The organism is Nocardia flavorosea, assembly GCF_015477805.1.
Taxonomy (GTDB): domain Bacteria; phylum Actinomycetota; class Actinomycetes; order Mycobacteriales; family Mycobacteriaceae; genus Nocardia; species Nocardia flavorosea_A.
The window spans coordinates 530500-544079 of the sequence record NZ_JADLQL010000003.1 but is presented as its reverse complement, the minus strand read 5'-3'; the positions used below and the strand labels follow the sequence as shown (position 1 = coordinate 544079).

Genomic DNA, 13580 nt, shown 5'->3' with positions numbered 1-13580 from the left:
CGTGATGCTTCCGGGGCGGTCCGTCCGCCCCGGAAGCATCCGGATTTCACAACAAGGTCGGTTGTTCGGCCGGACCGTCGGCCGGGGCCAGTAGTTCCGGGCCGTTGTTCTTCACACTGTTCACCAAGGGGGTCACCGGTCGCGCCGTGATCTGCGCGACCAGTTCTCGGCTGGGAGGTTCGAGCAGTTCGGCGGGCGCCGGGTGGTCGGGGTCGAGCCAGGCTTCCCAGTGCTCCTGCGGCATGGGCAGGGGCATGCGGTCGTGGATACGGGTGAGGTCCCCGATCGCGTCGGTGGTGAGGATGGTGCACGACAGCAACGGCCGGGGGTCGTCGAGGGAGCGATCGCGCCACACCGACCACAGACCGGCCATATAGAGCCGGGAATCGTCGGCCCGCGACATGAAGTACGGATGTTTGATCATCTTCGGTTTCTTCCCGCGCCCCGGGCCGGCCGGATCGGGTTCGACCAGCCATTCGTACCAGCCGTCCATCGGGACCAGACAGCGCCGGTATTTCACCGCGTCCCGGAACGACGGCAGGTTTGCCGCCTTGTCGGCGCGGGCGTTGAACAGTGGTTTCCCCTTCACGGGTACGCCCGGTTCGGCGGCTTTGGTCCAGTGCGGGATCAGGCCCCAGCGCATGCGGCGGATCCGGCGGTGTACCTCGTCGCCGCGGTCGTCGTGATCGTGCCGGTCGACCACGGTGAGGATTTGCGTGGTGGGGGCGACGTTGTAGTTCGCCCACTGCCTGCGGTCGGGATCGGCACCGGATCCGGCCGCGTCCGCTTCACCGGGGCCACCCGCTCGGATATCCGGCGAAGGCCCCGTTTCGTCGATGGCGTCCAACTCCGCGGCGAGGCGCCCGGGATTCGTCGTCGTCGCATAACGTCCGCACATATTCCGATGGTCGCACCGAATACCGACAGATCGAGACAATTGTGACCCGGAGGACGACAATGGGGGCTAGTACTGGGTGACGTGTTGAGAGTTATGTCTTAGCATTCTCTCAACGGGGACGTGGCGGTCACAGGCTGCACCGTCCGCGCGCGCAGCTACCGCCCTACTTCCCGCAGAGGAGAACCTGTGACAACCACAGAAAAAGCCGCCGAGAAAGAATCGGTGCTGACCTCGGTCGATCCGGCCACCGGCGCGACGCTGGCCACCTATCCGATCGCGGACGAGGCGGCGGTAGCCGACGCCGTCGCCAAGGCCCGCGCCGCCACCGGCGTCTGGAACGACCTCGGATTCGACGGCCGCAAAAAGGCGCTGCTGCGCTGGTCGAGCCGGCTGGTCGCCAAATCCGACGAGTTCTGCGCCCTCATCCACGCCGAGAACGGGAAACCGGCCGACGACGCCTTCCTGGAACTCATGCTGGCGCTCGAGCACATCTCCTGGGCAGCCAAGAACGCCAAGAAGAAGTTGTCCCCGCAGAAAGTCCCTTCGGGCGCGATGATGGCGAACTTCGCCGCCCGGATCGAATACCGGCCGTTGGGCGTCATCGGTGTGATCGGCCCGTGGAACTACCCGGTGTACACCCCGAACGGTTCCATCGCCTACGCCCTCGCGGCCGGCAACACTGTGGTGTTCAAGCCGTCCGAATTCTCCACGGGTATCGGCAACTTCCTGGCCGAAGCCTTCTCCGAGGCCAACCCGGAACTGCCCGAGGGTGTGTTCATCGCGATCAACGGTTTCGGAGCCACCGGCGCCGCGCTGGTGAAATCGGGCGTGGACAAGGTCGCGTTCACCGGTTCGGCCGCCACCGGCCGCAAGATCATGGCCTCGGCCGCTGAGAACCTCACCCCGGTGCTGCTGGAATGCGGCGGTAAAGATCCGGTGATCGTCGCCGCGGACGCCGATGTGTCGGCCGCCGCCGACGCCGTGGCCTGGGGCGCCACCTCCAACAGCGGCCAGACCTGCGCGGGCGTGGAACGCGTCTATGTGGATAAATCGGTGAAGGACCAGTTCCTCGCCGAACTCACCCGCATCCTGAAAGACGTCAAGCCCGGTTCCGAAGCCGGCGCCGCCTATGGCCCGATGACGATGCCGAGCCAGATCGATATCGTCAAGCGGCATATCGAGGCGGCGCTGGCCAGCGGCGGCAAGGCGCTGCTGGGCGGCCCGGAATCGGTGAAGGGCCCGTTCATCGAACCGGTCGTACTGGTCGACGTGGACGAGAACTCCGCCGCGGTCAAGGAGGAAACCTTCGGACCGACCGTCACGGTCACCACGTTCGACAACATCGACCAGGCGATCGAACTGGCCAACAACACCACCTTCGGCCTGGCCTCGGCCGTGTATTCGAAGAGTAACGGCCTCGCGATCGCCCGCCGCCTGAAAGTGGGTGCGACCTCGGTGAACTCGGTCCTCGGTTTCGCCGCCATCCCCGGCCTGCCCTTCGGCGGCAGCGCCGATTCCGGTATCGGCCGCATTCACGGCGAACCCGGTCTGCGCGAGTTCGTCCGGCCGCATTCGATCGCGGTCCAGCGCTTCGCGATCCCGGGTATGGCGCTGATGAGCTACCGCCGCACCCAAGCGAATATGAAGATGCTGCGCCGGATGGTGCCGCTGCTGCACGGCCGCAACAAGTGATAATCCGGCACAGCTGAACAGGCGGCCGGTGGTGCTCGGCGACACACTCGGGAGCACCACCGGCACGCATGTCGATCCCATGCGCCAAGATAGTGCAGTGAGTTTCTGGCCAGCGCCCCATGTCGCCGCCCCCGTGCGAGCGACCGTAACCCTGCCCGGATCCAAATCGATCACGAACAGAGCGCTGGTCCTGGCCGCGCTCGCGGACGGTCCGTCCACCATCACCGGAGCGCTACGCAGTCGCGATACCGGGCTGATGATCGACGCCCTCCGTGCGCTCGGCACCCAGATCATCGGCGATGCCGATACCCTTGCCGTCACTCCCGGCCCGCTCCGCGGCGGCCGGGTCGATTGCGGGCTGGCGGGCACGGTGATGCGATTCGTGCCGCCGGTGGCCACGCTGGCGACCGGGGACAGTTCCTTCGACGGCGATATCGCCGCCCGCGTCCGGCCGCTGCGCACCATCCTCGACGCCCTGCGCGGGCTCGGTGCGGCCATCGAAGGTGACGCCCTGCCGTTCACCGTGCGCGGTAACGGTGCGCTGCGCGGGGGCACCGTCACGATCGATGCCTCCGGTTCCTCGCAGTTCGTTTCCGGCCTGCTGCTCTCGGCCGCCCGTTTCGACGAAGGCGTGACCGTCCGGCATTCCGGCGGCGCCCTGCCCTCCATGCCGCATATCGAGATGACGGTGGAGATGCTGCGCCGCGCCGATGTGACGGTCGAGGCGCCTGCCGACAGCCGCGCCGAACAGGTCTGGACGGTGACGCCCGGCGAGATCCGCGCGGTCGATTGGAAAGTGGAACCCGATCTGTCCAACGCCACCCCGTTCCTGGCGGCCGCGGCGATCACCGGCGGGCAGGTGAGCATTCCGCACTGGCCGCGCCTGACCACCCAGGCCGGCGATGTGATCCGGGAGATCCTGGTGCGTATGGGCGCCGAAGCCGGTTTCTCCGACGGCGCCCTCACCGTGACCGGCCCCGACCGGCTCGCCGGTATCGATATCGACCTGCACGATGTGGGCGAGTTGACCCCCACCGTCGCCGCGCTGGCCGCGCTGGCCGATTCCGAATCGCGCCTGCGCGGTGTCGCGCATCTGCGCGGGCACGAGACCGATCGGCTCGCTGCCCTGTCCACCGAGATCAACCGGCTCGGCGGCCGGGTCACCGAGACCGAGGACGGTCTGGCGATCACCCCGGCCCCGCTGCACGGCGGTCGCTGGCATTCCTATGCCGATCACCGGATGGCCACGGCGGGCGCGATTCTCGGCCTCGCCGTACCCGGCGTGGAAATCGAGGATATCGGCACCACCGCCAAGACCCTGCCCGATTTCGTCAGCCTGTGGGAGTCCATGCTCGACCCGGAATCGGCCGCACCGGGAGCGGCCCGCTGAGCCGCCGCGGCCGCAGCAGCGCCTCCTACGACGAATCCGATGTGCGGGTGCGTCCGGGGCGCAGTTCGCGGCCGCGTACCAAGACCCGCCCGCAGCATCGCGACGCGCAACCGGCGATGGTGGTGTCGGTGGACCGGGGGCGCTGGGGTTGTGTCCTGGACGGCGATCCGGCGCGGCCGCTGGTGGCGATGCGCGCCCGCGAACTGGGCCGCACACCGATCGTGGTGGGCGACGAGGTGGATGTGGTCGGCGATCTCTCCGGCCGGCCGGACACCCTCGCGCGTATCGTGCGGGTCGCCGAGCGGCGCACCGTATTACGGCGGACGGCCGACGATACCGACCCGTTCGAGCGGGTGGTGGTGGGTAATGCCGAACAGTTGTTCATCGTGGTCGCGCTTGCCGATCCGCCCCCGCGGACCGGTTTCGTGGAACGCGCGATGGTCGCGGCCTACGCCGGTGGCCTCACCCCGGTGCTGTGCCTGACCAAACACGATCTGGCCGCGGATTCACGGTTCGCCGGTGATTTCGACGATCTCGACCTGACCATCGTCTACGCCGGAGTCGACGATCCGCTGGAGTCCACCCTGGAATTGCTCACCGGCCGCCTCACCTGTTTCCTGGGACATTCGGGAGTCGGGAAATCCACGCTGGTGAACCGGCTGGTCCCGGATGCCGCCCGGGCGGTGGGCGAGGTTTCCGGGGTCGGGAAAGGCAAGCACACATCCACGCAGTCGGTTGCGCTGGCGCTACCGGACGGCGGCTGGGTGATCGATACCCCGGGTGTGCGCTCGTTCGGTCTCGCCCATATCACTCCCGACGATGTGCTGGCCGCCTTCGCCGATCTGGCCGCGGCGATCGAGGACTGCCCGCGCGGATGTACCCATCTCGGGCCGCCGGCCGATCCGGAATGCGCCCTCGACGAACTTCCGGACAAGGCGCGCAGGGTGGCCGCGATCCGCCGATTGCTGGTGGCGTTGAATTCGAACGACTCCTGGTGAACGCCGCCCGCGGGCAACGCTTCTCGTAGGAAAGGTCGGCGTTTCGGCCGCGGCGCCCACCACGTTCCGAATCCGCTCCGCCAGTTCTTCGTCGTATGCCATGGGCTCGTGTGCGCCGTCCCCACCGACAGGTCCGCTCCGAATCGCGACACCCTGATCCCTTTGTTATGATTCAACCATAACAAAGGAGTTGCCGTGACTAACCCCAGCTCACTTCGGCTCGGCATACTGGCCGGGCTTGCGCCCATCCTCTTCGCAGTGCCCAACCTCGTCCTGCTGGCCACCGCGGCCGATAACCTTCCCGACCCGCTGGCCACCCACTTCTCCGCCAGCGGCGCGGACGGTTTCACCGGACGGGTCGCCACCATGGGTATCGCCGCCGCGCTGGCCGTCGGCCTCGGTGCGCTGTTCGCCGTGTTGGTGGTGGCCGCCAACCGGAAGGGTGCACCGGCGCGCCGGCCGGATACGACCCTCGACCCGAACCGTTTGTTCGTCGCCAGTGCCTGGGGCGTCGGCGCGTTGCTCGGGGTCATTCTGTTCGCGAGTACCCGCGCCAACCTCGGCCTGGCGGACCCCGCACAGGCCACCCTGCCCGGCTGGATGTTCCCGGTGGCTGCGGTGATCGCGTTGCTGTCCGCGGCGGTGGGCTGGCTGATCGCGCCGCCGAGCCCGGTGGCCGAGGGCGGACCCGCACCCGCCGAACCCCTTCCCATCGGACGGACGGAACGAGTGAGCTGGTCGCGGCGGGCGACCTCGCCGTGGATGCTGCTGGCCGGCGGGGCGTCGGTAGCGCTCGGCGTGGCGGTCGGATTCGTCGTACACCCCGGTGTGGGCGTGCTCGCGGTCCTCGCCGGAGTGCTGGTGGGGCAACTTGCGCTGGTGCGGGTGGTTGTCGATCAGCGCGGGCTCACCGTGGGAACCGGTCTGCTGGGCTGGCCGCGGTGGCGATTGGCGCCCGCCGAGATCACCGAGGTCGCCGCCGCCGATATTTCGCCCGCCCACTACGGCGGATACGGGATCCGGCTGACGCCGGGCGCCACCGCCGTAGTGCTGCGCGGCGGTCCGGGCATCGTGGTGACCCGTCGGTCGGGCCGGCAGTTCGCCGTCACGGTGGACGACGCCCAAACCGGTGCCGGGGTGCTGGCGGGTGTTGTGCAGAAGGCCGCGTGACAGTGCTGATCCGTGTCGATCCGGCGCGCCCGGAACCCCTGGCCGACCAGATCGCGGCCTGCGTGCGGCGAGCCATCGCCGACGGCGAAGCCGGCGCGGGCGACCGGCTGCCCGGCGCCCGCGATCTGGCCGCGTCACTGGACGTGAGCATCCACACGGTGCTCGCCGGATATCAGCGGCTCCGGGACGAAGGGCTGATCGAACTACGCCGGGGCCGGGGCGCGACGATCCGCACCGGCACCCCGGCGGGCCGGGCCGCCGTCGTCGACCTCGCCGGACAGCTCGTCGCCGCCGCCCGCAAGATCGGCCTGGACGAGAACGAACTCATCGAACTGGTCCGCACCGCAGCCACCCGCTGATGCCTTCTCTAAAGAGCCACGCGCCAGCGCGACAGACGGCGTTCGATGAATACGAGAACCGCGTTGAAGGCCAGCCCGACCAGGGCGATGGCGATGATTCCGGCATACATATCGGGGATCTGGAAGTTGAGCTGGGCCGCGGTGATCAAATATCCCAGCCCGGCCTTCGCACCAACCATTTCCGCCGCGATCAACACCAGGATCGAGGAAGCCGCGGCCATCCGCAGCCCGGTGAAGACGGTCGGGACCGCGGCGGGCAGCACCACCTTGTACACGATCGCAAACTGGGAGAACCCGAGTGAGCGAGCCGATTTGACGAGCAGCGCATCCACTGTGCGCACCCCGGAAATGGTATTCAGCAGCACCGGGAAGGCGCAGGCGTAGATCACCAGCGCGACCTTGGATGTCTCACCGATCCCGAGGACGAGGACGAATACCGGCAGCAACGCCAGCGCCGCGGTATTGCGGAACAACTCCAGGATCGGGTTGAGGAAATCGGCCACCGGCCGGAACCAGGCGATCGCGACCCCCAGCGGTACCGCGATCGCGACCGCGATCACGAACCCGGTGAGCGCCCGGGTCAGGCTCGTCGAAATATGCTCCCACAGCTGACCGTTCCCGATCAGCTCGAAGAAGGTCTGCGCGACCTCGGTGAACGGCGGCAGGAACACCTTGTCCACCAGTCCCGCGCGGGGCGCGATCTCCCACACCGCGAGGAACGCCAGGATCGCCACCGCGGGTTTCACCACCCGCCACGCGACGGCGGCCGTGCGCTGCCCCCATTGCGGTGTGGCGGCCGCGACCGTGCCGGGCCGGGAATCGACGCGTTCGGATTCGGTGGACGCTGGGCTGTCGAGAGTGCCGGGGGCCAGTGCGCTAGACATGCGCAACCTCTTCCGTGGTAGAGATATCGGCGAGTTCGAGGGAGCGAGCGCGTTCGACCTCGTCGTGGAGCAGGGACCAGATCCGATGGCGCAGCTCCCGGAACTGCGCGCCGGAGCGGATATCGTCGGCCGTGCGGTCGATCTCGATATCGACCACCGTTTTCACCCGCCCGGGCCGGGAGGTGAGCACGGCGACTCGCTGCCCCAGATAGATGGCCTCGTCGATACCGTGGGTGATGAACAGGATCGTCTTACCGGTGCGTTCCCAGATGCGCAGCAGCTCGTCCTGCAGCGATTCCCGGGTCTGCGCGTCGAGCGCGGCGAACGGTTCGTCCATCAACAGGACTTCGGGGTCGTAGGCGAGGCTGCGGGCGATCGCGACCCGCTGCTTCATTCCCCCGGACAGTTCGTGCGGATACCGGTCGGCGAACCCGGCGAGCCCGACCAGCTCGAGATAGTGTTCGGCACGCTCCCGGCGTTCGGTACGCGGTACCCCTTTGGCTTCCAGCCCGAACTCGATATTGCGGCGCGCCGTTCGCCACGGCAGTAATACGTACTGCTGGAAGACGATTCCGCGATCGAGACCGGGTCCGGTGATCGGCTTTCCGTCGAGCAGGATCTGCCCCGAGGTGGGCGCACTCAGCCCACCGAGCAGATCGAGCAGGGTGGATTTACCGCAGCCACTCGGGCCGACGAGGACCAGGAACTCACCGGCGGCCAGGTCGAGGGTGATGTCTCGCACCGCGGTCAGCTCGGCCTTACGGCCCCGGACCGGGAATGCCTTGCTCACCCCAGTCAGGCGGAGTTTGGGTGTACTGCTCATTTCGCACCGGCCAATGCTTGTCCGTCGGGGCCGCCATCGGCGGGGTAGGTGCCGTTGGCGTAGGGGTTGTACTCGTTGGTGTAGAGGTCCGCTGCGGCAGGCGCGCCGTCGTCGAGTTCACCGTTGCGCACCAGCCAGTCGATCCAGACCTGCAATTCGCGTTCCGCTATGACCCCGCCCGCCGCCGGAATACCGGAGCTGCGCCAGAAGTGCACGGACTCCGCGCTTTCCGCACGTCCTCGGCGGTGGATGATATCGGCGAAGCGGGCGATCACTTCCTCCTGCGGCCGCGTCTGCGTCCAGCGGATTGCGCGGGCCGTACCCTGCACGAAATCGCGCACGGCCGCCGGGTTCGCGGCGATGAAATCGTCGCGCATGGCGTAGGTCCCGTAGCTGAAGGCACCGAACAGGTCACGGTCGGTGAACAACGCGCGCAGACCGCCGCGTTCGAGCGCGGTTTCCCGGTAGACGCTGTTGAGAGTCGCCACATCGATCTGGCCTTCACGTAATGCCTGTTCGGTGTTCACCGGCGGCACTACGGTCAGCTGGACGGTGTCGATCTCCGCGGGCGTGAGCCCCTGCTGTGCGAGCCATTCCCGGGTGAGGAATTCGTGATGGGCGCCGAGCGTGTTCATCCCGACCTTCTTGCCGATGAGGTCGCGCGCCGACCGGATCGGACTGTCCTGAAGTACGTAATAACCGGTGTACTCGGCGGCGTCCGCACCGTAGGAGCTGAGGATCGAGGTGATCGGCGCACCGGCGGTATGGAGTTTCACGACCGCGCCGTTGAACGCGGAACCGAACTCGATCTGCCCCGTGGCGACGGACTGGATGTCCTGCGGACCGCTGGTGGTGTCCCCCACCCATTCCAGCTGCACGCTCTCGTAATAGCCGAGATCCGCGGCGAGTTCGTGGAATCCCACTTTCCCCGACCAGCCCTGATACCGCAGGATGGTCTTACCGTCGGCGGTCCTGGCCGCCTCACCACCGGCACCGCAGGCGCACAGCATCAGCAGCACGACGGCAACCAGCGCGGATACCGCCGATACGGGTAGCCGTCGGTGCACTCGTGGTTTCAGGCGTCCTGACATGGCTTCATTCCTTAAGAAGTGATTCGGCTGCCTGTCATGGTGCGGTGCTGGATACGAACTCTGAACCGTTTACGTCAGCACGAGTCCAACCCGGTGACCGCGGGTGACAGCCATCCGGGGCCCGGCCGTCACTGTCACGGCGGCGGCGCACGGAAATACGGCGATAACGCCGAATTTCCCTGTGCGCCATGGCCGGTTCAATCTCATGGGCTGTAGTCGGAAGGAGTGTCCGGCGCGCTCGTCGCGAGATACCCGCGATCACGCCGTACCGGTCCGGGTTGCGAAGGGAAGGTCTTTTCCGATGGTTCAACAGCCGGGCACCTGGGCCGGATTGAAACACGACGCCTCCCAAGACCTCCTGTATTTCGATCCCGCCGCCGCGGTGACCGGCGCGGAGGCCGCCCGCCGGATGGTCGATCAGATGCTGGCGATGCGAGCGGCTATCGACGATTTCTACATGGACGAACTGAGCAACGTCACCGGGGGCGTCCTGACCTCGGGGCAAAAGCTCGCCGAGATCTACAACAAGCGTGCCGACCGGCTGTCCACCGTGCTGCAGGACCACGCCAATATCGGAACCGAGATGGCGAACGCGTTCGTGCAGGCCGGGCTCTACTACCGCCGGACCGAAGAGCAGAACTCGGCCGAACTCGACAAACTCGCCGAGTTCTCGGTACCCGTCGAACCGTCGGCGGAGATTCCGTCCCTGTTCACGGGCGAAACCCGCTACGACGACCTCGACTACCCCGACGGCGAGTGGCGAGATGCGGGCCGGCCGGGAACCCAGGACGACTATCGGTACACCCCGGCGGCCGGTGTGCCCGGTGAACTGCAGAACTATATCGGCCGACAGGAGTCGATATCCCCGGATGCGGTCCAGCTCGAGAACAGTTCCGCCCTCGGCTTCCGGCATTTCCGCGACCTCGCGGACAAGATGCCCTGGGGCATATTCGTGCTGGCGGCCATCTCACGCCGCTGGTGGCAGCTGGCATCGCATACCAAGGCCGAACTGGAAAGGTTCGAATCCGCCATCGAAGGAATCCAGGACAAATGGCTCGGCCACGCCGCGGACCGAGCGCGTACGGCGACCCGGAACTACGTGGATTCGATCGCCCCGCTGTGGAATTCCATGTACTCGATGAGCGAGAACATGCACTACAGCGCCGAATGGCTGAACCGCACCTGGATGTCGATGCCGGGGGAAGACTTCACCTTCGACAGTGCTTCGGTCGAGCAGGCGGTGCTGCAGCGGTACCGCGAGGAGTGGGAGAAACACTACGCCGAGGGGATGCGCAACTCCCTGCGGGAGATGCCGGTGATCGAGGGACCGATCGCCGAGCCCGGGCCGCCGCCCGCGAACGATGACAACAACCAGAACCACAACAACCAGAACAACAACAGCGGCGGCGGCAACAACGGCGGCGGCCCCGGCAATCAGAGCCCCGAGGACAAGGCGTACGAGAAAGGCTACGACGAGGGCTACGACCAGGGCTTCGAGGACGGCCGGAGCGAGGGCGGCCAGAACGGACAGGGCGGTGGTCCGGGCGAGGGGCACAACGGCGGCTCGGGCAGCGGCCAGGGCGACAGCTCGGGCAGCGGCCAGGGACAAGGCCACGGCCAGGGACAAGGCCAGGGACACGGCGAAGGTCAGGGCCAGGGACAAGGCGAAGGTCAGGGACACGGCGAAGGCGGCCAGTCCGGGGGCAGCGGCCGGGCCCCCGAAGTACCGAGCTATGACCGAGCCGAATACGGCTCCGGCCAAACGGCCCCCGGTCCCGGATCCACCGGTGGCTCCGACGGAACCGGCGGTACCACCACACCGGTCGTCCCCTCGGTCCCGGCCGCGGACGCGCCCGGGCAGAACGCGCCCGGCGAAAGCATCCCGGTGCCCGGCTCCACCATGCCGAAGAACCCCACGGCGGCCGATATCCTGGCCAAGCTCACCGGGATCCCCCGGTCATTGCTGCCCGACGCACTGAAGAATATTCCGATTACCGGTAAGGACGGCAAACCCCCCACTCTCGCCGATGCGTTATCGAAGATCACCGGTATCCCCGTCGATCAGATGCCATCGGAACTGCACGACACTCCGCTCGAATCGCTGTACGAGCAGGATTCACCGTACGGCGCTGTCGAGAGCCTGTTCGGCGCCTTCGGTGCGGACATCACACCGGCAGGCGATCCCGAAGGGAAGGCCGATCCGGAATCGGCGATAGCCACGTTGCTCGGCGGGACGCCGGAAACGACGGGCAGCGGTTCGGTGCCGGGGCAGCAGCACAACATCCTGGACCGGCTCACGAATATGCTCACCCAGGGAATTCAGGCATTCACCCAGGCCGGCGGCTCGCTCCCCGGGCTGGACCAGCTGCAGCACCTGCTCGATCCGAGCGCCCTGCAGCAGCATGTGGCACAACTGCTGGATCCCGCGAGATCTCTCGAACCGGCGGCCGGCCTCGGCGGCGGGATCGGTGGCGGGCTCAGTGGCGGCCCGGGTGCGCCGGTGCCCGAAACCGAGCCGCTGGCTCCTTACCCGGGTACGAAACCGAGCCCGTTCCCCCGCGCATCGCTTGCCGCACCGGGGCTGGAGCTCGCCGGGTACTCGGGTATCTCGGCCGCGCCCGGGCCGACGGGTGGTACGCCGGGTATGCCGATGATGGGTGCTCCGGCCGCAGGCGCGGGGTCCTCCGGCGCCCCCGGGCAGAGCAACGGTCACGCACCGGCCGAATTCCTCGTATCGCGGGAGAACTTGGACGAGGTCTTCGACGAATCCCCGGCGAAGGTACGGCCGGTGATCGAGCAGTGAATCCGTCCTGGGCACTCACCGACCTCGAATTCGTGCTGCTGTGCGAGGAACACGGCTGCACCGAACTGCCGGTGCCGTTCACTTTCACCAGCCGCACCTGGCTGGCCGCGGATTACCGGGCGGAGCGGGCGAGAACACTGCGCGAATTGCACGCCCGCGACGACGCGGAGTTGGCCGTGCTGGCCGATGCCCTCACTCGACCGGACGTCACCGTCGTCGCGCAGGCATGGGAGGAACAGGAGCCGGAGAAACCGCAAGGTTGGACCCGGGTCCACGCCGTACGGCAGCGGGCCCGAGGTTTCGTCGTCACCCAGCGACCCGGCGAAACAGTCTGGCACAGCGGCGGTTTCGATGTGTTCACCTGTGACCCACATGCCCTCGCCGAAACCGTTCTCGAGCTGCTCCCCGCCGCCGATGCGGGCCGTATGCGCCAGATCGCTCTGATCGATCCCGAGACGCAACCGGACGCGCGGCCGTTCGTTCCACTGATCAGCGACGACGACGAACCCGAGGACGACGAGGCGTACCGCAGCGAGACCTACTTGAATACGCCCGCCACCGCGACCGGGTTGGTGCGGGTTTTCCAGGGCCGGTCGATGTTCGGCCCGCGCGGACGGGTCGACATGGGTCTGCGCTGGCGCGACCTTCCCGGTGACGGACGTTATGTCACTTCGCTTTCCGCCGAGGCGCCCGTGGCAACCGGGATGGGGACCAAGGGGATGGTCGAATGGGCCCAGGAGCAGATCTCGGAAGTACTGCTGCGGCTGGACCGCAACCTCGAACACGAGGAGTGAACTCGCCACGGGCCGGACGGGCCGGACGGGCGGGCGAACCCGCTCCGCACTGGAAAACATAGAGGTCACGATGTTTCGGTGGCCCCGGCGGTTCTTCTTGCGAAGAGCGAACAGCGGGCATCGATTCCGGATACGATGCGCGCGCATCGATGCAGCGCCACCAGGACGCACGACGAGGCATCGGGCGATCGTCCGGAGGCAGGCGATCCGGATATCTGTGTACGACAGCTGTTCCCGTCCCGCATGTCATCGAGCACAGAAGGAACGATGTTCAGGATATTGATCATCAGCGCGGCAGCGTCCGCACTCCTGTTCGGCGGCTCCCCGGCCGTCTGGGCGCATCCCCACTCCGGCGCCACGGGTACCACCGGTCTGCACAACCCGGCCGGTAAAGACGACTCCGTCGCCCAGCTACCCTTCACCGATCGAGAATTCCTCCGGGCCAGCGCTTTCGACGACGAGCCGCGCCCGGTACAGGACGGGGCCATCGCCCTGGCCCGTGCCCAATGCGAATATCTCGACAAATCCGGTAACACCCCGGCGAATCGGACCTATCTCGCCGAGGAATCCCGCCCCTTCGTGGAATATCCCTATCTCTTCCTACAGGCCGCCGTCCGTTCCTACTGCCCACGGCATTCCGCGGGTAACTGACGCAATCCGGTGCGGCCCAACCGTATC

The 13580-nt window shown here is 67.3% G+C and carries 12 protein-coding genes; 8 read left to right on the top strand and 4 right to left on the bottom strand.

Annotation, left to right across the window (positions count from 1 at the left end):
* Positions 1 to 46: 46 nt before the first annotated feature.
* On the bottom strand, positions 47 to 898 hold the full coding sequence (locus IU448_RS17780) for an SOS response-associated peptidase (protein WP_195056733.1): 852 nt from the start codon (positions 896 to 898) through the stop codon (positions 47 to 49).
* A gap of 186 nt (positions 899 to 1084) precedes the next feature.
* On the opposite strand from IU448_RS17780, the gene IU448_RS17775 reads away from it, so the two are divergent.
* The 5 genes from IU448_RS17775 to IU448_RS17755 all read left to right on the top strand — a co-directional run bounded on the left by IU448_RS17775 (position 1085) and on the right by IU448_RS17755 (position 6507).
* Complete coding sequence (locus IU448_RS17775; RefSeq protein WP_195056732.1) at positions 1085 to 2590, top strand: aldehyde dehydrogenase family protein; 1506 nt, start codon at positions 1085 to 1087, stop codon at positions 2588 to 2590.
* Between the two features lie 79 nt (positions 2591 to 2669).
* Positions 2670 to 3980, top strand: coding sequence for a 3-phosphoshikimate 1-carboxyvinyltransferase (gene aroA, locus IU448_RS17770; protein WP_195056731.1), 1311 nt, complete (start codon positions 2670 to 2672; stop codon positions 3978 to 3980).
* Positions 3953 to 4978: a ribosome small subunit-dependent GTPase A gene (gene rsgA, locus IU448_RS17765; protein WP_280456518.1), complete on the top strand. Its 1026-nt coding sequence runs from the start codon at positions 3953 to 3955 to the stop codon at positions 4976 to 4978. Before aroA ends, rsgA begins: the two co-directional genes overlap by 28 nt.
* Positions 4979 to 5173: 195 nt before the next feature.
* On the top strand, positions 5174 to 6148 hold the full coding sequence (locus IU448_RS17760; RefSeq protein WP_195056730.1) for a hypothetical protein: 975 nt from the start codon (positions 5174 to 5176) through the stop codon (positions 6146 to 6148).
* A 2-nt stretch (positions 6149 to 6150) separates the two neighbouring features.
* Complete coding sequence (locus IU448_RS17755) at positions 6151 to 6507, top strand: GntR family transcriptional regulator (protein WP_195056924.1); 357 nt, start codon at positions 6151 to 6153, stop codon at positions 6505 to 6507.
* An 8-nt stretch (positions 6508 to 6515) separates the two neighbouring features.
* Here IU448_RS17755 and IU448_RS17750 read toward each other — a convergent pair whose 3' ends face one another.
* Genes IU448_RS17750 through IU448_RS17740 form a run of 3 tightly spaced genes read right to left on the bottom strand, consistent with a single transcriptional unit; the run spans position 6516 to position 9305 of the window.
* A complete protein-coding gene (locus IU448_RS17750) occupies positions 6516 to 7391 on the bottom strand; it encodes an ABC transporter permease (RefSeq protein ID WP_195056729.1) in 876 nt (291 codons plus the stop codon).
* On the bottom strand, positions 7384 to 8214 hold the full coding sequence (locus IU448_RS17745) for an ABC transporter ATP-binding protein (RefSeq protein ID WP_195056728.1): 831 nt from the start codon (positions 8212 to 8214) through the stop codon (positions 7384 to 7386). Before IU448_RS17745 ends, IU448_RS17750 begins: the two co-directional genes overlap by 8 nt.
* Complete coding sequence (locus tag IU448_RS17740; protein ID WP_195056727.1) at positions 8211 to 9305, bottom strand: ABC transporter substrate-binding protein; 1095 nt, start codon at positions 9303 to 9305, stop codon at positions 8211 to 8213. The genes IU448_RS17745 and IU448_RS17740 overlap by 4 nt, the downstream gene beginning before the upstream one ends.
* A 301-nt stretch (positions 9306 to 9606) precedes the next feature.
* Here IU448_RS17740 and IU448_RS17735 point away from each other — a divergent pair, with 301 nt between their 5' ends.
* From IU448_RS17735 to IU448_RS17725, 3 genes are all read left to right on the top strand, one after another.
* Positions 9607 to 12108, top strand: coding sequence for a hypothetical protein (locus IU448_RS17735; RefSeq protein WP_195056726.1), 2502 nt, complete (start codon positions 9607 to 9609; stop codon positions 12106 to 12108).
* Positions 12105 to 12902 (top strand): ESX secretion-associated protein EspG, encoded by a 798-nt coding sequence (locus IU448_RS17730; protein ID WP_195056725.1) that lies wholly within the window; start codon positions 12105 to 12107, stop codon positions 12900 to 12902. Before IU448_RS17735 ends, IU448_RS17730 begins: the two co-directional genes overlap by 4 nt.
* A gap of 267 nt (positions 12903 to 13169) precedes the next feature.
* A complete protein-coding gene (locus tag IU448_RS17725; protein WP_195056724.1) occupies positions 13170 to 13553 on the top strand; it encodes a DUF732 domain-containing protein in 384 nt (127 codons plus the stop codon).
* The last annotated feature ends 27 nt before the right edge of the window (positions 13554 to 13580 follow it).